We start from the raw sequence: 21,053 nt of genomic DNA on the forward strand, positions 1-21,053 counted from the left end.
CCATGAAAACAGAACCTGTTATGGATGATTTTTCCCTGGCAGGCATCGCCGCTGAGTATATCAATGCTCACGGCAAGCCTCAGGCGATCCCAACCCTGACCCGCCAGCGTTTGCTGGCGGTGATGCAGCCTCCCCATGCGCTGAGCACACCGCTGCCACCGGTGGTGATTTTCCGCAGCGGCGATCTGCTGAGCCTGTCGCCACAGCTGATTGACGATGCCCACTGGCATCTCACCCGCGAGTCGGGTGAGATCAGCTCGGGCCGCTGCCAGCCCGCGCAGCCGCTGCATCTGCCGCCGCTGCCCGAAGGCTACCATCAGCTGACGCTGCAACAGGGCGCGCAGCAGTGGTCGTGCCGGGTGATTATTGCCCCGGCCCGCTGTTATGAACCGCCAGCCCTGCTGGCAGGTGAATCCCTGTGGGGCGCCTGCGTGCAGCTTTACACCCTGCGCTCCGCGCAGAACTGGGGCGTTGGCGACTTTGGCGATCTGCGCCGGATGCTACCGGACGTCGCCGCACGTGGTGGCGCGTTTATCGGCCTTAATCCAGTCCATGCGCTGTTTCCCTCCAGCCCGGAAAGCGCCAGTCCTTACAGCCCTTCGTCACGGCGCTGGCTTAATGTGCTCTACATCGATGTCAGTGCGGTCACTGACTTCCAGTTGAGCGTGGCTGCGCAGGCCTGGTGGCAACAGCCCGAAACGCAGCAGACGCTGGAGCAGGCACGCGCAACTGAATGGGTCGATTATGCAGCGGTAACCCGACTCAAAATTCAGGCGTTAAGCCTGGCCTGGCCGCAGTTTACCCAGCGCGATGCCGCCGATCCTGAGGTGCAGGCATTTACCGCATTTATCCGTGAGGGTGGCGAAAGCTTGCAGCATCAGGCGCTGTTTGATGCGCTGCATGCCGACCAGATAGCGCAGGATAGCGGGCGCTGGGGCTGGCCAGTGTGGCCGGAGGCGTTTCAGAGTCCTGGCAGTCCGGCCGTAAAGACCTTCCTGGCGCAACATCAGGATCAGGTGCGCTTCTGGCTCTGGCTGCAGTGGCTGGCCGCGCAGCAGTTTGAAAGCTGCTGGGACGTCTGTCAGCAGCAGCAGATGCCCATCGGACTTTACCGCGATCTGGCGGTAGGTGTCGCACAGGGTGGCGCAGAGACCTGGAGCGAGCGCGATCTCTACTGTATGAATGCCAGCATCGGTGCGCCACCCGATATTCTCGGCCCTCGCGGCCAGGACTGGGGATTACCGCCCATGGATCCGCAGGTGATGCGACAGCGCGCCTCGGAGCCGTGGATCGCCCTGCTGCGCGCCAATATGCGCCACTGCGGCGCGCTGCGTATTGACCATGTGATGGCACTAATGCGGCTGTGGTGGATCCCGGCCGGTGAAAGCGCGATGCACGGGGCTTATGTGCACTATCCCATCGACGATCTGCTGGCGATTCTGGCGCTGGAAAGCCAGCGTCATCGCTGCATGGTGATTGGCGAAGACCTGGGCACCGTTCCGGAAGCGATTGTCGATAAGCTGAGGGATGGGGGCGTTTACTCCTACAAGGTGCTCTGGTTCGAACAGACTTCAGAAACCGGTTTTCGCCCGCCCGCCAGCTGGCCACGGCAGGCAATGGCTGTCGCCACCACACATGACCTCCCGACACTGCGTGGCTGGTGGCAAAGTAACGATCTGACAACCGGCGCGCAACTCGGTCTCTATCCGGACAAGGTGGTGCTGGCCGGGCTGTATCAGGATCGGCTTCGGGCCAGGCAGGCGCTGCTGAACAGTCTGCATCGGGTCGGCGCGCTGCCGAAACGTGCCGGACGCGATGCACGCCACACCGGCATGAGCAAAGCGTTAAACCGGGCGATGCAGCGCTATCTGGCAGACAGCCACAGCGCCCTGCTGGGCCTGCAACCGGAGGATTGGCTGGACATGGCCGCGCCGGTGAACATTCCCGGCACCAGTGATGAATATCCGAACTGGCGACGCAAATTGAGCGTGCCGCTGGAGGCGCTATTCAGTGATTCGCAGACCGAAGGGTTGTTGCGCGATTTGACGGCACGACGGAAGGGGTCAGTGCGGAATTAAGCACTGACGTTCAGAACTCAGGAAGTATAAACCCTGGAACTATTCCAGGGTTTTAGAATCCGTTAGCTAACCTGGTTAGCATGACAACGCTCACCCCTCAACGTTCTCCTGACCGGCAACGTTAAGTAAGATCGGTTAAGGTCTCAACCCATTACATTCATGATTTACACGCCAAAAAAAGGTGCGCCAGAGCGCACCAGATGGAACAACATCAACAGTGTCGGGGCAGCTTCACCCCTTGCCTTTAACACTACTGATAAAGGTTTGCCGTGCAGAGGTAGACCCCAGCCGCTCGGCTTCATCCAGCAGTTTCAGCGCCTTGTCGATATTGCCGCTGTTCACCGCCTGGGTAATCTTCTGGTTAAAGTAACTCTCGGTGTCGCTCATGATCGGTTCCGCACGGGCTTTTGGCGCGGGCACGGCGGACGGTGCCTGAGCCGGTGCTGCGCTGTACGCTGCCGCTGGTGCGGTATTGCCGACGGTGACTGCACTCGCGCCGGATGAACCAAACAGCGGCCCGACCAGGATCGAGGAGCCGGAACTGGTCTGCATCTTCAGCTTCATGGTGCCTTCGCGGCTGTGGCTGGCGACCGGATCGGGAATATCCGGTACCGCATGGCCGGTGCCCTGGGCGTAAGCCTTGGCTGGATCAAGCAACGTGGTGGTCTGGGTCAGATCGCTGTCGGTGGTGAACACCAGCAGGTAAATCTTTTGCTGGCCCAGCGCCGGGGTTAATTTCATTACCCCTTCCAGCCGATCTGCCGCCATCACGCCCGGCTTCTGATAGGTAAAGTAGCGGCTCGGGAACCAGGCCGCTGGGCGCAGGTTTTCGTCCAGCACCAGCACGTTAGGTGCGAAAACCTGACCGTTCGCCACTTCACTGTTCAGCGTCAGCGTCAGTTCGCCGATATTCGCTGGCAGACTGTAAGCCGCGACCGGCCCGGCAATGTGGGGCGCATTCAGCGTCTGTCCGCTGTTGGCGAGTTTTGTGGTCTGCGTCTGAGAGGCCGCCAGCGGCTGCCAGCTCAGGCGTTGCAGAGATTCAGGTGCGACGACCGGTGCGGAAGAGAGATCCTGCGGCACCAGATTGACCTCCGCCAGGGCGGGAAGCGTGTGTCCTGTCAGTAACGCCGCCGTCAGGCAGAGTGCAGCCAGTTTTTTCATTTTCATTATGCGTACCTTATTGCAGGTCGCGGTGTGAACCAGGCAATGGCACACCGCGACCAAAGAGATCCATCAGGCGCGAGTCCGCGCCCGTCAGAAAAGGTTCTGGCTTACCACCAGATTTCCATCTGCGCGCCGAAGGTCACTTCGTCATCGTTGCCACGGCTGTTGGTCAGGATGCCGTTGCCGGTGGAGTCCGCCGAGGCGAAGGAGGTGAGATCGCCGGAGTTATCTTTGCTGTAGCCCCACTTCTCATCCCATTTGGCGTAGGTTGCGAACAAACGCAGCGCCGGACGTGACCAGATGCTGTCACCGGCCTGCCACTGCTGTGCCAGCGTCACTTTGTACTGGCCGTTGCGCTCGTTTGCCTGCTGCGATTTGACGTTGTCGTAGCCCAGCTCCAGCAGGGTGCTCATGATTGGCGTCCATTTGTACATTGGTCGGACACCCACGGTGTACCACTCGGTGCCACGGTTGTTGTCCAGATCGATGTTCTGATACATGGCGACGTACATCAGGTCCCAGCGTTCCGCCAGCGAGATGGCGCCGTGATCGAGAACGCGGTACATGTCACCGTTGTTATTGATATTGGTGCCCTGCGGCACGCCTTTGCCCTGCGAGGTCATCGCGTCGGTGGCGTATTGCAGCACAAATTTGTTGTAGCCTTTCAGCATGCTCTGGGTATGTTCAGCCGTGAACATCCAGCCATCTTTAGAGGCGCCATCTTCAATACGGTAGCCATCACGGGCATTAGCACGACCATAATCGACACCCAGCTCGAGCACGCCGTTCGGGTTGGTTTCCAGTCCAGCCAGACGCACATCAAACACGTCGTTGGCGGTGCTGGTGGCGAAGTCACGGATACGATCGCTGGAGAAGGTATAAGAGCCGCCCGCCTCAGAAGAACGGGTTGCGGCGAAAGAGAGCTTACCGAAGCCGAGATCCACATCTTCCAGACCCGCGCCCGGACCCGAGATATCCCAGTAGTAGAAGTCGATCATGTGAACGTCATGACGCTGATAAAAACGCTTACCGGCCCAGATGGTTGAACCTGGCAGTGCATCGATCAGGTTTTTACCTTTAACGTTGGCTTCACGGAACGCGGGTGAGGTTGCTTCCCAGTCATTCTGCTGTGCCACGGAGTAAGCCACGTTGGTGTCGAAATAGAAGCTTTTATCACCCTCTTTCCACACTTCCTGGCCTAATTTCAATTCGGCATAGGTTTCACATTCGTTGCCCAGACGGTACTTACTTTGGGCGCCGGTGGCCTGGAAACATTGCTGTTCGCCACCGCTACCGGTCCAGCCAATGCCGGAACGGGCGTAACCGGTAAAATCAACCGCCATCGTCGGGGCGGAGAGGGTTCCCACCGCGACGGCAACGGCGATGGGAAGTTTGCGCAGAGTTAACATTTTCTATCTCCTGAGGTCATTGCTTTTATTGTTTTTTGGCAGGGCTATACACCCGGCTCCTGATACAGCCTGCGGCACGCGCTCCCGTCCTCGCGGAACAGGTGACAACGCTCGGGCGGCAGGCCAATACCGAGGATGGCGCCCTCTTTTACCAGCACGACGTCTTCCTGGCGGTAGACCAGGTTCTGACGGATAGCGGGAATCTCGATGTGGATCTGTGTTTCATGCCCCAGCTGTTCCACCACCTGCACTTCCCCTTCAAGGGTGACGTCGGCGATATCGCTGGAGAGCAGATGTTCCGGGCGAATGCCCAGTGACATATTGCTGCCAACCTGAACCCCGGCACTGTCAACCGGCAGCCACACCAGTTGCTGATTAGGCAACCGCACCTGAACCTGGTCGATGGCGGTGGCGGTCACTTTGACCGGCAGGAAATTCATTTTTGGTGATCCGATAAACCCGGCAACAAAGCGGTTGGCGGGATAGTGGTAGAGTTCAAGCGGCTTGCCGACCTGCGCAATACGCCCGGCATCCAGCACCACGATCTTGTCAGCCAGCGTCATCGCTTCGATCTGATCGTGGGTGACATAAATCATGGTGCGCTTCAGGCGCTTATGGAGACGGGAGATCTCGATCCGCATCTGGACGCGCAGCGCGGCATCGAGGTTCGACAGCGGTTCATCCAGCAGAAATACGCGCGGTTCCGCCACCAGCGTGCGGCCAATCGCCACGCGCTGACGCTGCCCCCCAGACAGGGCTTTGGGGCGGCGATCGAGCAGGTGCGCCAGTTGCAGAATTTCTGCCACCTGATTAACGCGCTGATGAATTTCCGCTTTTTTCACTCCGGCCAGCTTCAGGCCAAAGGACATGTTCTCCGCCACCGACAGATGGGGATAAAGCGCATAGGACTGAAACACCATGCCAATGCCGCGTTCAGCAGGTGGTACGTCATTCATGCGCTGGTCGCCGATTAACAGCTCGCCACTGGTGATGGTCTCCAGTCCGGCAATCATGCGCAGCAGCGTCGATTTGCCACAGCCTGATGGGCCGACGAAAACTACAAATTCCCCTTCACGAATGGTGAGATCGATATCTTTCGACACCACCGTATCGCCCCAGGCTTTCGTGACATTGCGTAACACAACGCTCGCCATGATCCCTTCCCTCTTAGCTGCATAGTCGTGTCTGCTCAGCGGCAGACGGGTTCCGGGGCTCACTATGCGAGAGGAAACAATCGGTAACATCCTCCGCCATAACGCAAACTACTGGGGGAGGAGGCGGGAGGAGGAGAAATGCGGGCTGACGCCCCGGCCCGGGGGCTGCCGCGCTTTTTTGTGATCGCTAACTCAGACCCGAGGGATTTTTTGCCGCGTAAGCGCCCGCTTCAGGTGCTTTTTGCCAGCGCGATCACAGCGATTGCGCCTGGGGCGTAGAGCGGAGGAGGATGAGAAGCCCTGGCGGATACGCACAATGATGCCGACAAAGCATTCACCACTTCCGCTAACAGGATGGATTTATGACAATGAAAACCGGAACACGAATTCTGGCCCTTTCTGCCCTCTCTGCTGTGCTCTTTTCAGCCAGCGCGATGGCAAAAATTGAGGAAGGTAAACTGGTCATCTGGATCAACGGTGACAAGGGCTACAACGGCCTTGCCGACGTGGGTAAGAAATTTGAGAAGGAGACCGGCATTAAAGTCACGGTCGAACATCCTGACAAAATGGAAGAGAAGTATCCGCAGGTTGCGGCGACCGGCGATGGCCCGGATATTATCTTCTGGGCACATGACCGTTTTGGCGGCTACGCACAGTCGGGCCTGCTGGCGGAGGTGACGCCGGACGCCAGCTTCCGCGAGAAGATCTTCCCGTTCACGTGGGACGCGGTACGTTTCGACGGCAAGCTGATTGGCTATCCGATTTCGGTTGAGGCGCTGTCACTGATTTACAACAAAAAGCTGCTGCCGAACCCGCCGAAAACCTGGGAAGAGATTGCCGGACTCGACAAGCAACTGCGCGCCAAAAGCAAAAGCGCCATCATGTTTAACCTGCAGGAACCCTACTTCACCTGGCCATTGCTGGCCGCAGGCGGGGCTTACGCCTTTAAGCTCACCGACGGTCATTATGATGTGAAGGATGTTGGCGTCGATAACGCCGGAGCGAAAGCGGGCATGCAGTTCCTGGTCGATCAGGTTAAAGCCAAAACCCTGAATGCCGACACCGATTACTCCATTGCTGAAGCCGCCTTTAACAAAGGCGAAACCGCCATGACCATTAATGGTCCGTGGGCGTGGGGCAACCTCGACAAGAGCGGCATCGACTATGGCGTCACTGAACTGCCCACGCTGAAGGGTAAACCGTCGAAAGCCTTTGTCGGCGTGCTGAGCGCCGGGATCAACGCCGCCAGTCCAAACAAAGAGCTGGCGAAAGAGTTCCTGGAGAACTATCTGCTGACCGATTCCGGACTGGAAATGGTCAATAAAGACAAGCCGCTGGGCGCCGTGGCGCTGAAATCTTACCAGCAGAGGCTGGAAAAAGATCCGCGTATTGCCGCCACCATGAGCAACGCTAAACAGGGCGACATCATGCCTAATATCCCGCAGATGGCAGCCTTCTGGTACGCGATGCGTACCGCCACCCTGAATGCGCTGGGCGGTCGTCAGAGCGTTGACGCCGCACTGAAAGATGCCCAGGCCCGTCTGAAGAAGTAATCCTTCTATGCCGGGGTCATCCCCGGCTTGAGTGACCGTTAAGGAAAACCGCATCATGTCAGGAAAACCGAAAACGCGCAGTCTGCTGCTAAAAAGCGTTCTCATCGGGATCGGCTGTCTGCTGGTCGGCTATCTGCTGGTGCTGATGTATGCGCAGGGCGAATATCTGTTTGCGCTGCTGACGCTCATCCTCAGTGCGACCGGGCTGTGGATTTTTGCAAATCGTCGCGCCTATGCGTGGCGTTATGTCTATCCCGGCGTGGCCGGAATGGCGCTGTTTGTATTATTCCCCCTCGCCTGCACCATCGCTATCGCCTTTACCAACTACAGCAGCACCAACCAGCTCACCTTTGAGCGGGCGCAGCAGGTACTGCTGGGCCGCACATTCCAGTCGGGTGAAGCAGTCAGTTTCTCACTGTTCCCGGCTGGCGATCGCTGGCAGCTGGTGCTGAACGATGGTAAAGCAGACGTTGTCTCGCCGCCGTTTACGTTTGGCCCGGAACAGACGCTGAAAATGGCCCCCGCGACGCCACCCGCTGGCGAACGCGCGACCTTAAGAGTGATCACCACTAACCGTCAGGCGCTGAGCCAGATCCGTGCCGAACTGCCGGATGGCCGTCAGCTGCGGATGAGTTCACTGCGTCAGTTCTCCGGTACCCAGCCACTCTATCGGGTTGGCGCGCAGGATGAGCTGATTAATCAGCAAAGCGGCACGCATTACCGCGCCAATCCGCAGACCGGCTTCTATCAGGCCGTGAACGCGGACAATACGTGGGATAACGAAACCTTAAGCCCCGGCTTTACCGTGAATACCGGCTGGAAAAACTTTGTGCGGGTGTTTACTGACGAAGGAATTCAGAAGCCGTTCCTGGCGATATTTGGCTGGACGCTGCTCTTCTCGCTGATCACCGTGGTGCTGACCGTCGCCGTAGGCATGGTGCTGGCCTGTCTGGTGCAATGGGAGGCGCTGCGCGGCAAAGCCGTTTATCGGGTGATGCTGATTCTGCCCTATGCCGTTCCGGCGTTTATCTCGATCCTGATTTTCAAAGGCTTGTTTAACCAGAGCTTTGGTGAGATCAACGTGATGCTTAGCGCGCTATTTGGCGTGAAGCCCGCGTGGTTCAGCGATCCGACGCTGGCGCGCACCATGCTGATTATCGTCAACACCTGGCTCGGTTATCCCTACATGATGATCCTCTGCATGGGACTGCTGAAAGCCATTCCCGACGATCTCTATGAAGCCTCGGCGATGGACGGAGCAGGCCCGCTGCAGAACTTCTTCCTGATCACCCTGCCGCTGCTGCTGAAGCCTTTGATGCCGCTGATGATTGCCAGCTTTGCCTTCAATTTTAATAACTTTGTGCTGGTGCAGTTACTGACCAACGGCGGACCGGATCGACTCGGCACCACCACGCCAGCTGGTTATACCGATTTGCTGGTGAACTATACCTGGCGTATCGCCTTTGAGGGCGGCGGCGGGCAGGACTTTGGTCTGGCAGCCGCCATCGCCACGCTGATCTTCCTGCTGGTGGGTGCGCTGGCGGTCATTAACCTGAAAGCCTCGCGGATGAAGTTCGACTAAGGAGTTGTTATGGCTATGGTACAACCCAAATCACAACGGCTGCGTCTGTTCACCACGCATCTGCTGCTGCTGTTATTTATCGCAGCGATTCTTTTCCCGCTGCTGATGGTGATCGCGATTTCCCTGCGCGCCGGTAACTTCGCCACTGGCAGCCTGATCCCGGAGCAGATCTCCTGGGAGCACTGGCGGCTGGCGCTGGGTTTCAGCGTGGAACATGCAGATGGACGGGTCACCCCGCCGCCTTTTCCGGTGCTGCTGTGGTTATGGAACTCGATCAAAATTGCAGCCATTAGTGCGCTGGGGATTGTGGCACTCTCGACTACCTGCGCCTATGCGTTTGCCCGCATGCGCTTTACCGGTCGCGCCAGCCTGCTGAAGGGGATGCTGATTTTCCAGATGTTCCCGGCGGTGTTGTCGCTGGTGGCGCTCTATGCGCTGTTTGATCGTCTTGGCCAGTATCTGCCTTTTATCGGGCTGAATACTCACGGTGGGGTGATCTTCGCCTACATGGGCGGCATCGCGCTGCATGTCTGGACCATCAAAGGCTATTTCGAAACGATTGACGGATCCCTGGAAGAAGCCGCCGCGCTGGATGGTGCAACACCGTGGCAGGCGTTCCGGCTGGTGCTGCTGCCACTGTCGGTGCCGATTCTGGCGGTAGTGTTTATTCTGGCGTTTATCGCCGCGGTCACTGAAGTGCCGGTTGCGTCGCTGTTGCTGCGTGACGTCAACAGCTACACCCTGGCAGTCGGGATGCAGCAGTATCTCAATCCGCAAAACTATTTATGGGGAGATTTTGCCGCGGCGGCGGTGCTCTCCGCGATTCCGATTACCCTGGTGTTCCTGCTGGCTCAGCGCTGGCTGGTAAGCGGGTTAACCGCGGGCGGGGTGAAAGGCTAAACGATCATCATTGTACGTTGCCACTGCTTACACAACGCCTGTTGTGGTTGAATGATTCGGCGGCCTGGGGGCCGCCTTTTTTATGCTAATCCGATTCCAACGCACGGCTGCCTGCCACCAGCGCCACGACCATGGCCGATATCGCCTGCTCTCCTTCCGGTTGGCTGACATCGCCGCGTGCCACCGCGCCTGCGATGGCATCCGCGCCCCCCAGTAAGCCCCACATTCCTGCTTCAGGGATCCCGCTGCTGCCCGTGAACGGCGCAAACCAGCGCTGGCAGCGGGCAATAAAGTCGAGCTGATAGTGGCGTTTGACGGCGGCCAGTTCCGGTGAGGTGCTGAGTGCTGACAGCAATTCCGGAATCTCGCGCCCCTCTGTCATCACACAGTCGACATAACAGGTCGCGAGCACGTCCGCTCTTTGTTGCATCACCCTCGGCGCAGCATTCATCGCCGCTTCCATCCGTTCGGTCTGGCGGCAATCAAAATCGTCATACAATGCCGCCAGCAACCCATGACGGGTAGTGAAGTGATCATAAACGACCGGCTTACTCACCCCCGCCGCGTCGCCGACCCGCGCCAGGGTCAGCGCCTCGCTGCCCTCGGTCTGCATTATCTGCCACGCGACGTCCGACAATTGCCTGCGTCGGGCCTCGCGTGACAGACGCTTACGGGGCGTTTTTTCAACGGTCATGTTATTCCTGATGCGCGAATACACGCTGGCCCAGTTGCTGCGCCAGCAGATAGTGTGACTCAGGATAACCTTCATCGCCGCTGAGCAACAACTCGCTGGTCACCACCGGCGCACCACAATAATCAAAGATGCCCTGATCGATCTGATTCCGCATGCTGGCGAAATAGCCGCGCCGCAGATAAGTGCGGGTGTCCGCCGCGCCAATCGCCACCAGATGAACGGGAAGATGGCTGAGGCGTTTAACAATCCGGCCATCCTGCTCATCAAAGGCCCAACCCGCAATGAAGACGCGGTCGATCCAGCCTTTAAGCTGGGCGGGAAACGACCACCAGTAGACCGGATAGACCAGCACCAGCGCATCGGCGCGGTCCAGTCGCTGCTGTTCGGCCAGCACATCCTGCGAAACGGCCCCCAGACCGTTGAAATGCTGGTGATCGCTGAGCGTAAAACGGGGATCAAACCCTTCTGCTGCCAGATCGACTTTTTCAGCCGTATGGTGGCCTGTCGAGATAATGCCCTGCACCAGCCGATCTGCCACGCGGTGGGTATGCGCATCCTGATTGGGATGGGAAGTCACTATTAATGCATGCATTGTCGTTACCTTACCTGTTCAGCCATTAAGCTACTAAAGGTAAGTTACTATTGGTAGGTTAGCAAGTGGCAACGTCAGGTCTATTCGCTGACCGCATGTGCTGTTAAAACGTCCCTGTCGTCAGAAAGGACTGCGTTTAGCGACGATAAGCCAGCACGCGTACCAGTCGATCACCGAGTTTCTGAATCAGCATCACCAGCGCCAGCAGCACCACAATCGTAGCCGCCATGATCTGATTATCGAAGCGCTGATAACCGTAGCGAATCGCCAGATCCCCCAGCCCGCCACCGCCCACCACGCCTGCCATTGCCGAGAAACCAATCAGCATGACAATCGTCAGGGTAACACCCGCCACCAGCGCGGGCAGCGCTTCCGGCAACAGCACGCGGCTGACGATATGCCAAAGCGTGCCGCCCATCGACACTACCGCTTCAATCCGGCCACGATCGACCTCATCCAGGGCGTTCTGGACGATGCGGGCAAAGAAAGGAAACGCCCCCAGCGTAATCGGCACAATCGCCGCCGTACTCCCCAGCGTGGTGCCGACCAGCAGCCGGGTAAAGGGGATCAACGCAATCAGCAGCACCACAAACGGCAAGGCGCGTCCGGTGTTCACCAGCGTATTCAGCAGCAGTGAAATCGTGCGATTAGGCAGAATACCTGTCGGCCGGGTCAGAAACAGCAGCACGCCGACCGGCAATCCTATCGCCACCGTAAAAAGAGCCGCCAGCAGCACCATGTAGAGGGTTTCACCCGTGGCGTTCAGCAGCAGTTCCTGAAATCGATCACGACTCATGCTACGCATCGTGTTAATGCCTCACGCTGATATTTTTCGATAAACGCCCGATCTGCTTCGCCATCCTTCAGCAGCATTTTGCGCAGGCGTCCCTCTTCACGTCCCATGATCTGGCTCAGGCTGCCGCTCTCAACCAGCTGGCCATTTTCAAGCAACGCTGCGCCGTCACAGATGCGCTTTACCACCGCCATTTCATGCGTGATCAGCACAATGGTGATATTGAGCTGTTGCTGAATGTCTGCCAGCAGATCGAGAATCGAGGTGGTGGTTTCAGGGTCCAGCGCGCTGGTCGCCTCATCGCACAACAGATAACGGGGTCGGGCAGCCAGCGCACGGGCAATGCCGACGCGCTGTTTCTGCCCACCGGAGAGCTGCGATGGCCAGGCTTTAGCGAAGGACTCCAGCCCCACCAGCTTCAGCAGAGACGCAACCCGCACGCGGCGTTCAGTTTTTGAGACACCAGCAATCTCCAGCGCCAGATCGACGTTGTCCTGCACGTTGCGTGAATGCAGCAGATTGAAGTGCTGAAAGATCATTCCCATCTGCTGTCGCTGCTGACGCAGTTGCGCCAGACTCATCGCGGCGAGATCCTGGCCATCAATCTCGATTCGCCCACTGGAAGGATTCTCCAGCCGGTTCAGGCAGCGCAGCAGCGTGCTTTTGCCTGCCCCGCTCCGGCCGAGGATGCCAAAAATGGTCCCCTCTTCAATGGTGAGCGAGATGTCGTCTAATGCTGGCGAAGAGGCGCCAGCGTAATGTTTGCTGAGATGACTGATTTTAATCATGCTGCTGGTCCGCGACCGGAATCACAGAGCCCTGATAATTTTTACGGATAAATTCCGCCACCTGCGGCGAGCGCAGATCTTTTGCCAGCTGCAACACGCGCGGATCTTTCGCCCGTTCTGGCGTGGTCACCAGCAGGTTGGCGTAGGGATTATGCGCCGCCGACTCCAGACCCAGCGCATCTTTCGCTGGCGTCAGCCCGGCTTCAAGCGCGTAGTTGCCATTTATTACGGCGGTATCCACATCATCCAGCGAGCGCGGCAGTTGCGGCGACTCAATCTCAACAATCTTGATTTTTTTCGGGTTCTCACTGATATCTTTCGGCGTCACCAGCGTTAAGCCCGTTTCGCCCTTCGCATTAAGTTTTATCACCCCTTTGTCCTGCAACAGCCACAGCGCACGGCTCAGGTTGGTGGTATTGTTCGGTACCGCAATGCTGGCACCCTCTGGCAGCCCTGACAGTGATTTCACCTTGCGCGAGTAAATCCCCAGCGGCTCAATGTGCACGCTGGCGACCACCGCAAAGGATTTCCCCAGCGCCTTCTCCTGATCTTTTAAGTAGGGCAGATGCTGAAAGTAGTTGGCATCCACATCCCCGGCGGCCAGCAACTCATTGGCATTCACGCCACCGCTCAGATCAACAATTTTGATATCCAGTTTAGGATCCAGGGTTTTGACATACTCCAGGATCTCCGCGTGCGGCAACGGATCGGCTGCCACACGTAGCGGTGCGGCCTGCAGGCTTTGAGCAATCAGCAGTGAAAGACCGGCAAGAACCTGAAAGCGCTTTTTAATCATCATCATTTCTCTTTTGTTGTTATCAGTGAGTGTTATGTTCAGGGTAGAAACGCCGGGCGACTTCCGGATGCGAACGCAACCGGCCCTTGAGGTAATTCCAGCCGACTTCACGCAGTAACGGGTTAAGCGGATCGCTGCTCGGTCCCTGCGCCAGATGAGCCAGTTGGGCAGGCAGTTGATAGATTGGCACTACCGCGTCCAGCTGGGCGCCCAGGAAAAAGGCAATGGACAGGCGCTCACTGATCTGCGGTGGCGAGACCACGCGATGCACCGTCGCGCGCAGATAGCCGTTAGTCGCCAGCTCCAGTAGTTCGCCAATGTTCACCACAAAGGCGCCCGGCAGCGGCGATGCATCGATCCAGTTGTCCGATGTCACTTCAACCTGTAAGCCCGGCTGGTCGTCCTGCAATAACATGGTCAGGAAGCCCGAATCTTTATGCGCGCCAACACCCTGGCGTGATTCGCCTTCGGTGCGGCCCGGATAGCGAATCAGCTTGATATGTTCGTTGGGGTAGTCGCCATAGAGGTTGTCGAACGCGTTGCGCGGCAGCGTTAGCGCTTCGGCAAAGGCACGCAGTAACGCCAGCGCCACCGCCGTCATCTGCTGCTGCCAGCGGGTGACCACGGTCTGTAGTTCAGGCAGGGCTTCAGGCCACTGATTCGGCCCCTGCATCCGTTGCCAGGTGGGTGAATCGGCAGTCACGGGCAATGCTTCCCGTTCCGCACCAATATCAAACTGCTCGCGATAGTCAGGCTGGCTTCGGGTTATTTCCACACCCGCCCGGTTATAGCCACGAAAATGCGGGGAGTTAGCCATCGCTACCGCGGATTTTTCCGCCTGTGGCAGGGCAAAAAATTTCCGCGCGACGTCCTGAACCTCATCTGATAATTCACGGTCAATGCCGTGATTGATTAAATAGAAGAAACCGACATCACGCGCGGCCTGGCTGAGTTTTTCCAGGATTTGTTGCTGCTGCTGTTGATTACCTGACAATAACGAGAAATCAATTACCGGTAATTCTGCGGGGCTTAACGCACTCATCATTAACACTCTGTTGGCATCGAATAGCGTTACACTGCCACTTCATTTATGCGTTAACTACCAACTAATCCTGCTATGTATATGCGGCAGATGGGAATATCTCACCTGTTCTTAGCTTTTCCAGCCACAGATTACTCTGCGCGGTAGATCCTCTTTTTTGGCGATAATGATGGCGAAAACAGCGAAAAACAGATCCACACATAAAAAGAGCTGCTAACACGTAATATTTCCAAATGTTTGTGAGAGTAAGCAGTCATGAGTTAGAGCACCGTGCTGAATTTGTCATTAAAGTTAGTTATTTCGGCTGAAAACTTGCAAAACCTTACAATCGTGGTCTATGGTTTACCGGCTGCGGCTTTTGCCGCTTCACTTAAAATTTTTCGGCTTCTTATAGCTTTCATTTCCACGGTTTCTCCTGAACATTGTTTGCGGCTGCGAAAGCTATAAGACTCCTTCATTGATGCACCTGAGGAGAATATGGACACCAGAAACTCATCGTCTGAACACCCAAAGAAACATTTCTGGAACAGGAAGCCTAAAGAGCTGACTGTCGACGACATTACCGTGATCGATAACGACATGCTGAAACGTGCGGTAGGCGCAGCGGCGTTAGGTAATGCGATGGAATGGTTCGACTTTGGTGTGTACAGCTATCTCGCCGTCATCATCGGCAAAGTCTTTTTCCCGGATGCCAACAACGCGGTGCAGCTGATTGCCACCTTTGGTACCTTCGCGGCGGCCTTCCTGGTACGTCCTATTGGCGGCCTGGTGTTTGGCCCGCTGGGTGACCGCATCGGCCGGCAGAAAGTGCTGGCGATGACAATGATCATGATGTCGATCGGGACATTCTGTATCGGTCTGATCCCGGCATACTCTTCGATTGGGATCATGGCACCGATTCTGCTGCTGGTAGCACGTCTGATTCAGGGCTTCTCGACCGGTGGTGAGTATGGCGGTGCCGCGACCTTTATCGCGGAGTACTCCACCGATAAGCGCCGTGGTTTTATGGGCAGCTTCCTGGAGTTCGGCACCATCGGGGGTTATCTGATGGGTGCCAGCCTGGTAACGGTGATGACGACCGTGATGTCTAATGAGGCCATGATGTCCTGGGGCTGGCGCGTGCCGTTCTTTATCGCCGCCCCACTGGGCCTGTTTGGTCTCTATGTGCGACTGAAACTGGAAGAGACACCCGCCTTCCAGCAGCATATGGAAAAACAGGAAGCGCTGGAGCAGAGCAAACCGCGTCTGACGCTGATGCAGATGCTGAGCAAATACCGCGCACCGATGATGAAATGTATCGGTCTGGTGCTGCTGTTTAACGTCTCGAACTACATGCTGACGTCGTACATGCCGAGCTACCTGACCGGTGTACTGGGTCTGCCAGAGTTAAGTGGCCTGCTTCTGGTAATGGTGGCGATGTTTGTGATGATGCCGCTGACGCTGCTGTGGGGTCGCTGGACTGACCGTATCGGTCGTCGTCCGGTCATTGCCTTTGGTGCAGTGGGTCTGATCCTCCTCGCTATCCCAAGCTTTATGCTGATCGGGTCCGGTAATATGTGGGCGGTATTTGGCGGTCTGATGATTCTGGGGGTGTTGCACACCTGCTTCAGCGGCACTATGCCTTCGACGCTGCCCGCGCTGTTTACAACTGATATCCGTTACAGTGCGCTGGCCATCGGCTTCAACCTGTCGGTTTCGCTGTTTGGTGGTACGACACCGCTGATTACCGCGTGGCTGGTGGATACCACTAAAAACAACATGATGCCGGCCTACTACATGATGGGCGCGGGCGTGATTGGCCTGCTGACTATCCTGACAGTACGTGAAACGGCCCGTCAACCGCTGACCGGTTCATCACCTGCGGTAGCAACTAAAGCGGAAGCGCATCGCCTGATTGATAAGCTGCGTAAACGGCCTAAGCCTGCCGCGACAGCGAGTAAATAAGTGTTCTGACACCCTGCTCTGCAGGGTGTTTTTTTATCTGCCGACAATCACTTTAGCTGGCTGATTCAGCCGCCCTGAAACGCGTGACTATCCATGTCCTTGTATGTTCAAAGCAGAGCCGGGATGGGTCTGAAATTATCCTGTTTTAGCTGATGCCGGTCATCACGGCTATTCTGGATTACCTGCTGCTGGGTAATACGCTGCCGTGGTCAGGCGTCACGCGTATGGCGGCTATCATGGGCTACGTTTAACGGAAGATATTGTACGTAAGGTTATTTTTGTATCAGATAAAGATCTTTCGCAGGCGGACCTGATTACCCGCGCAGTCATAATCGCCACAATTATCATTCCATCCCACCACGCGTTTAATGGGAGATGGAATGCTTAGACATTATTGCTCTCACCACTCTATTTGCCTGAACATAACACGATCAATCATGAATTTTCACGCCAAGACAACCCCGTACAAATTCAGGGTTAAAGTGCTTTACGGCATCACCAAGCCAGTGTTTTACCCCTGGCGGGCATTGAATGACATCCCCTGCGTGCACGGTTTTCCGTTCTCCACCCCACTCCTGGACCCAACCGGTACCGGAGGTAATAACCAGTGTCTGTCCAGACGGGTGAGTATGCCAGTCAGAACGCGCGCCGGGTACAAAGGTGACATTGGCCGCCCCTGCTCTTTGTGGTGCTACCGGAGAAAAGAGCGGGTCAATATAAGCACGTCCGGTAAAGTGATCGGCGGGTTCGGCAATCGTTGCACAACTGCCGGTTTGCGACAGTTTCATTTGAGCTGAAGTGGCGGTTTCACCGTATGCGGACATACCTGTGAAGAACAAGAGTGATGCGGCTACATAGGTGAAACGGATCATCATAATCTCCTTTTGTGAATGAAATGGCTGATTCAGTACTGGAACAGAAAATGTAGTCACCCGATAAATAAAAACGGGCAGAACAGAGCGACGGCGATGCCGGTAAAAGCGTATTCGGGGGTGAAGATTACTCAGTCAGCAGTTCAAATCTGGCGCTATATACGTCAGGGTGAACGGGCAAAGCGTCCGGCTCATCTAACTGGCCTAATTTAATTAAGCCGCTGGCATAGCCATGTGGTTTATAGAAAATAGCCAGATTTCCCCATGGAGCATAAAGCGCGATATCCCCTTTTTTCGCGGCCGTGCCTGCCGGGGAACCCGCGGTAGACAAACGGCCGGGTAAATCGCTTATTTTCTCCTCCCCGGCATAATCTTTCAGATTCAATGTAAGCGGTAAAAGTGCTGCAAACTCACGGCTTGCCTGACTGTCATTGAGGGTCGCGGTAATCGTTTTGTCGTCGAAAATGATGCGTAATTTCATCGGATTTTCCTGTGTATAACGTGTAACTGCCGCAGCCGGAAATATCGTGATCAAGGCCAGCACTACCCCCCCGAGCAAGCCGGGTAGTACCGATTGCGTTTTAGAATAAATAAGCATGACCAGGCCCCGCTCATAGAGTGTTTTCAGCTATTTTTAACAGAATAAAACAGCTTGTTAATAGCGATTATCAGAATAGAAAAATGAAAAAAATTCATTAATTGTTTCGGTGACCACTGCCATTTTGTGTCGGGTAAACGGTAGCAAACCTATCCTACCGCTTCAGGATATGCACTTATTCTGCGCTGAGTGATGCCATATCAATAACGAAACGGTGTGCCCTATCCCCCTGTTCGGGACGGGCCCAAGCATCGTTAATCTGCTCGATATTAATCATTTCGCACTCTGGATAGACATTATGCGTTGCACAGAAATCCAGAACTTCCTGGGTTTCCGCCATGCCCTCGCTCAGCGAACCTGCAACACGGCGACGTCCCATGACCAGAGGGATCGTCAACGTTTCCTCCATCAGCCCAATCTGACCGACGATGACCAACGAGCCATCAATATCTAACGGCGGAGTGATGGTGTCGAAATCAAAGCTCCTGCGGCTAAATAATGATGACATAATCACGAGATAGAAAATAATAACTATCCTCATTTTTTATATTATAAATAAGGAAAATAAATGAATCACAGACAGTTACCGGAATGCATTTTCCAGAGCGGTCTTCATGCATCGTTCAGGCGAAAGAATGGAACGAGCTGAGTTACCGCTCAAATGGGCTTACGCTGCTCATTTGCGCGAACACGTTGTGGAATAGTGCTTACATAAAAAGGCCCTTAATCTTTTGAAAAAGAATGACCTGAAGCTCAATGGGTAATTGTTGTTACACCTGTTTCCACTGGCCCGTGAGCCTATTAATCTGACGGGGGATCACTGAGAGAATGGGGGGAGCGTGAGGGTAAGTTGACATTTCCTGCTATGAAGCAGGTGAATGGGCCACTGAAGCTATTCTGAGTTAGCATTACCGCCAGAGACATTATTGATTTCACTTTCAGTCAGTTCTCTAAGCATGTCATTTATCCTCTTTTGGAAACTATTTTTGTTACTACCACGTTCGAGATAATTACTGCTACACCAACTGTTAACGAAAGGGATAAAGAAGGGTGTGAAATATAGAAAGCACTTCTCGAAATGAATTTAACGATTACAGCGGTAATCACGACACACAAAAACAAGGTAAGCACCTTCTCCTGAATAACTGATTTCATAATCATGCCCTCATGTTTACATAAACCGTAATAACAATGAATGTATATAAAATGAATGTATATTAAAAAGAGCGATACGCCGAGAAAAAGGCTACCTTTTGAAACAAAGGAATTCAAAATATTCATAAGAGGTACCCGGGAAGAGTATTTGGACGGACCTATGTAACTCAACCTCACTGCTGAGTCACTGAATTGCCAGCCAACCCGACCCTGAATATTCGGACGTTGTCGGGATGTTTTTAGCCGCTATGAGGACGGCACAGGTATCAGTGCAGCTCATCTTCACCAAAACTTCGATGATCTCTGCATTTCTGCTTTGTACGGTGAGTTTAACCAGTAGATGTAAACCACTATCTGGAGCGTTCTGCGGATGACACAGCACGTTACTGCTTCACCGAACAGACGATTGTGGCATGATCCCACCATTTATTTTTATTAACTCTGAACGCCTCCACATTAAAATGTGCTTTTTGTGCTTCATCAATTAACCCCGTAAGCGGAATCAGCGTCCGCAAGGGTCGGCCTTCTTTCAGTAAATGATGCCTGAGTGGATCATACGCTTCAATATCTTCGAATTGACGGGGAGTTCCGCACATGGAACCGATGACAAATCGCCCTCCGGATCGGAGCAGTCTCCTTACCTCTGCAAAGAAGAGGTTGCGCGCGTCATCTATAAGGCAATGTAAACAACTGCCATCAATAATCAGCTCAAACATTGCGCCCTGGCATTGATGAATATTGCAGACATCGCCAACAATAAATCTTGCGGGAAGTCCGGCTTGCTGAAAACGATCTTCTGCCCATCTGATAGCCGTTTCTGACCAGTCAACTCCCCAGACAGAATATCCCAGCTCAGCAAGCGACTGCGCTGCCATTGCTCCATTCCCACATCCCATCTCAAGTATCGGTGTACCAGGGTGTGGTAAATACTGGTGTGTGTAAAGCCACCGGAATATTTCCTCCTGCTGTTTTTTGGCTCTGGGATAACCCTCACCAGCCCAGGCGAGAGCGCCATTTGCCATGAGTTGCCTGTAATGTCTCTCATAGGGATTCATGCCAGAAACACCTTTCCGATAATACCCACTCTGCTTTATACGTCAGAGCCGCTCCTGAGGAACAGAGTCTGCATCGCTCACAAACAGACAGTTTAATGCAGGTTTGCATTGAGCAGGATGATCGGCCAGAAACTACGGCCCAGCTGCCCTATGCAAACATGCAGATTACTCATTGCTGAAGCGGCCTACCGTGCTGGCCGCGCCCAGCGCATGGCCTTTAAGCTGCGCCAACAGCTCTGCCTGTGTTAATCCGGCTTTCAGCTGCCCCACCGGTAAATCGGTGGCAATCAGCACAAAGTTATAGTGATGCAGACCACTGCCTGCTGGCGGGCAAGGCCCGTAATAGTGCTGCGTGCCGGGCGTATTTTTTCCGCCGGTGTACTCTTTGCCCTGCGTCAGCGCACCCTGCGCAAAGGACTTCCGGCTGGCCGCAATGTTATAGGCCACCATGTGGGTAACACCCAGCCCTTTCGCCCCAACCGGATCGGTCATCAGCAGCACCAGACTGCGGGTGCCTGTCGGCGTCGCGGACCAGTTCAATTCGGGAGAGATATTCTCACCAGTGCAGGAAGGATTACTTTTATTAGCACCAGCGAACTTTTTATCCAGTAGCGCATTATCGCTGAAGTCCTGGGATTGCAGCGTAAACACCGACGCCGCCAGCGTGGTCACAGGCAAAACGGCCAGCACCGTTGCGCAGAGTAATTTTTTCACCAGCCACTCCTTTTATCAGATTATCCTGGAAAGTTTCCAGAGGTACGACGACACTGCCTGCTTACTATAACGGCTTTAGCGCAGTTGACCCGGCAGCCTGACTGTTTAGTACCAGCGGAACGGCAAATCTTTGATCTCCGTCGCGCAGACACGGGCAGTGGACGCGT

20 protein-coding genes are annotated in these 21,053 nt (G+C 55.4%); 5 read left to right on the forward strand and 15 right to left on the reverse strand.

Annotated elements, in window-relative coordinates:
* The first annotated feature begins 2 nt into the window (after positions 1-2).
* Positions 3-2,078 carry a 4-alpha-glucanotransferase gene (gene malQ / locus HZZ01_RS12965; RefSeq protein ID WP_179897940.1) on the forward strand — a complete coding sequence of 692 codons (2,076 nt, stop codon included), beginning with the start codon at positions 3-5 and terminating at the stop codon, positions 2,076-2,078.
* Positions 2,079-2,309: 231 nt separating this feature from the next.
* Here malQ and malM read toward each other — a convergent pair whose 3' ends face one another.
* The 3 genes from malM to malK all read right to left on the reverse strand — a co-directional run bounded on the left by malM (position 2,310) and on the right by malK (position 5,808).
* Positions 2,310-3,248 carry a maltose operon protein MalM gene (malM, locus tag HZZ01_RS12970; protein ID WP_179897942.1) on the reverse strand — a complete coding sequence of 313 codons (939 nt, stop codon included), beginning with the start codon at positions 3,246-3,248 and terminating at the stop codon, positions 2,310-2,312.
* Between the two features lie 104 nt (positions 3,249-3,352).
* Positions 3,353-4,654 (reverse strand): maltoporin, encoded by a 1,302-nt coding sequence (locus HZZ01_RS12975; RefSeq protein WP_179897944.1) that lies wholly within the window; start codon positions 4,652-4,654, stop codon positions 3,353-3,355.
* A 44-nt stretch (positions 4,655-4,698) separates the two neighbouring features.
* A complete protein-coding gene (gene malK, locus HZZ01_RS12980) occupies positions 4,699-5,808 on the reverse strand; it encodes a maltose/maltodextrin ABC transporter ATP-binding protein MalK (RefSeq protein ID WP_179897946.1) in 1,110 nt (369 codons plus the stop codon).
* 362 nt (positions 5,809-6,170) lie between these two features.
* Between malK and malE the strand changes: the two genes are divergently transcribed.
* The 3 genes from malE to malG are packed head-to-tail and all read left to right on the forward strand — an operon-like array spanning position 6,171 to position 9,843.
* Positions 6,171-7,361, forward strand: coding sequence for a maltose/maltodextrin ABC transporter substrate-binding protein MalE (malE, locus tag HZZ01_RS12985; RefSeq protein WP_179897948.1), 1,191 nt, complete (start codon positions 6,171-6,173; stop codon positions 7,359-7,361).
* Between the two features lie 55 nt (positions 7,362-7,416).
* Complete coding sequence (malF, locus tag HZZ01_RS12990; protein WP_179897950.1) at positions 7,417-8,943, forward strand: maltose ABC transporter permease MalF; 1,527 nt, start codon at positions 7,417-7,419, stop codon at positions 8,941-8,943.
* Positions 8,944-8,952: 9 nt separating this feature from the next.
* Positions 8,953-9,843, forward strand: a complete 891-nt coding sequence (malG, locus tag HZZ01_RS12995; protein WP_090964585.1) for a maltose ABC transporter permease MalG — start codon at positions 8,953-8,955, stop codon at positions 9,841-9,843.
* 85 nt (positions 9,844-9,928) lie between these two features.
* Here malG and HZZ01_RS13000 read toward each other — a convergent pair whose 3' ends face one another.
* The 7 genes from HZZ01_RS13000 to HZZ01_RS20985 all read right to left on the reverse strand — a co-directional run bounded on the left by HZZ01_RS13000 (position 9,929) and on the right by HZZ01_RS20985 (position 15,006).
* Positions 9,929-10,537, reverse strand: a complete 609-nt coding sequence (locus tag HZZ01_RS13000; protein WP_179897952.1) for a TetR/AcrR family transcriptional regulator — start codon at positions 10,535-10,537, stop codon at positions 9,929-9,931.
* 1 nt (position 10,538) lies between these two features.
* A complete protein-coding gene (locus tag HZZ01_RS13005) occupies positions 10,539-11,129 on the reverse strand; it encodes an NAD(P)H-dependent oxidoreductase (protein ID WP_179897954.1) in 591 nt (196 codons plus the stop codon).
* Positions 11,130-11,265: 136 nt separating this feature from the next.
* Complete coding sequence (locus HZZ01_RS13010) at positions 11,266-11,934, reverse strand: methionine ABC transporter permease (protein WP_179897956.1); 669 nt, start codon at positions 11,932-11,934, stop codon at positions 11,266-11,268.
* Positions 11,922-12,710 (reverse strand): methionine ABC transporter ATP-binding protein, encoded by a 789-nt coding sequence (locus HZZ01_RS13015; RefSeq protein ID WP_179897958.1) that lies wholly within the window; start codon positions 12,708-12,710, stop codon positions 11,922-11,924. The genes HZZ01_RS13010 and HZZ01_RS13015 overlap by 13 nt, the downstream gene beginning before the upstream one ends.
* On the reverse strand, positions 12,703-13,506 hold the full coding sequence (locus tag HZZ01_RS13020) for a MetQ/NlpA family ABC transporter substrate-binding protein (protein ID WP_179898365.1): 804 nt from the start codon (positions 13,504-13,506) through the stop codon (positions 12,703-12,705). The genes HZZ01_RS13015 and HZZ01_RS13020 overlap by 8 nt, the downstream gene beginning before the upstream one ends.
* A 22-nt stretch (positions 13,507-13,528) precedes the next feature.
* Positions 13,529-14,548: an isopenicillin N synthase family oxygenase gene (locus HZZ01_RS13025; protein WP_179898366.1), complete on the reverse strand. Its 1,020-nt coding sequence runs from the start codon at positions 14,546-14,548 to the stop codon at positions 13,529-13,531.
* A 335-nt stretch (positions 14,549-14,883) separates the two neighbouring features.
* The gene (locus tag HZZ01_RS20985) at positions 14,884-15,006 is read right to left on the reverse strand and encodes a hypothetical protein (protein ID WP_255434225.1); all 123 of its coding nucleotides are present in this window, start codon (positions 15,004-15,006) and stop codon (positions 14,884-14,886) included.
* A gap of 19 nt (positions 15,007-15,025) precedes the next feature.
* On the opposite strand from HZZ01_RS20985, the gene proP reads away from it, so the two are divergent.
* On the forward strand, positions 15,026-16,492 hold the full coding sequence (gene proP, locus HZZ01_RS13030; RefSeq protein ID WP_179897960.1) for a glycine betaine/L-proline transporter ProP: 1,467 nt from the start codon (positions 15,026-15,028) through the stop codon (positions 16,490-16,492).
* Between the two features lie 431 nt (positions 16,493-16,923).
* Here the strand turns inward: proP and HZZ01_RS13040 are convergent, their stop codons facing one another.
* The 5 genes from HZZ01_RS13040 to HZZ01_RS13060 form a co-directional block, all read right to left on the reverse strand.
* Positions 16,924-17,367, reverse strand: coding sequence for a cupin domain-containing protein (locus tag HZZ01_RS13040; protein ID WP_255434226.1), 444 nt, complete (start codon positions 17,365-17,367; stop codon positions 16,924-16,926).
* A gap of 124 nt (positions 17,368-17,491) precedes the next feature.
* Positions 17,492-17,962, reverse strand: coding sequence for a cyclophilin-like fold protein (locus tag HZZ01_RS13045; protein WP_255434227.1), 471 nt, complete (start codon positions 17,960-17,962; stop codon positions 17,492-17,494).
* A 175-nt stretch (positions 17,963-18,137) separates the two neighbouring features.
* A complete protein-coding gene (locus HZZ01_RS13050; RefSeq protein WP_370463473.1) occupies positions 18,138-18,503 on the reverse strand; it encodes a hypothetical protein in 366 nt (121 codons plus the stop codon).
* 997 nt (positions 18,504-19,500) lie between these two features.
* Complete coding sequence (locus tag HZZ01_RS13055) at positions 19,501-20,172, reverse strand: class I SAM-dependent methyltransferase (RefSeq protein WP_179897962.1); 672 nt, start codon at positions 20,170-20,172, stop codon at positions 19,501-19,503.
* 165 nt (positions 20,173-20,337) lie between these two features.
* Positions 20,338-20,886, reverse strand: a complete 549-nt coding sequence (locus HZZ01_RS13060; protein ID WP_179897964.1) for a YbhB/YbcL family Raf kinase inhibitor-like protein — start codon at positions 20,884-20,886, stop codon at positions 20,338-20,340.
* Positions 20,887-21,053 lie beyond the last annotated feature (167 nt).

The sequence above is a fragment of the Pantoea sp. WMus005 genome, assembly GCF_013415305.1.
In the GTDB taxonomy this organism is placed as follows: Bacteria; Pseudomonadota; Gammaproteobacteria; order Enterobacterales; family Enterobacteriaceae; genus Pantoea; species Pantoea rara.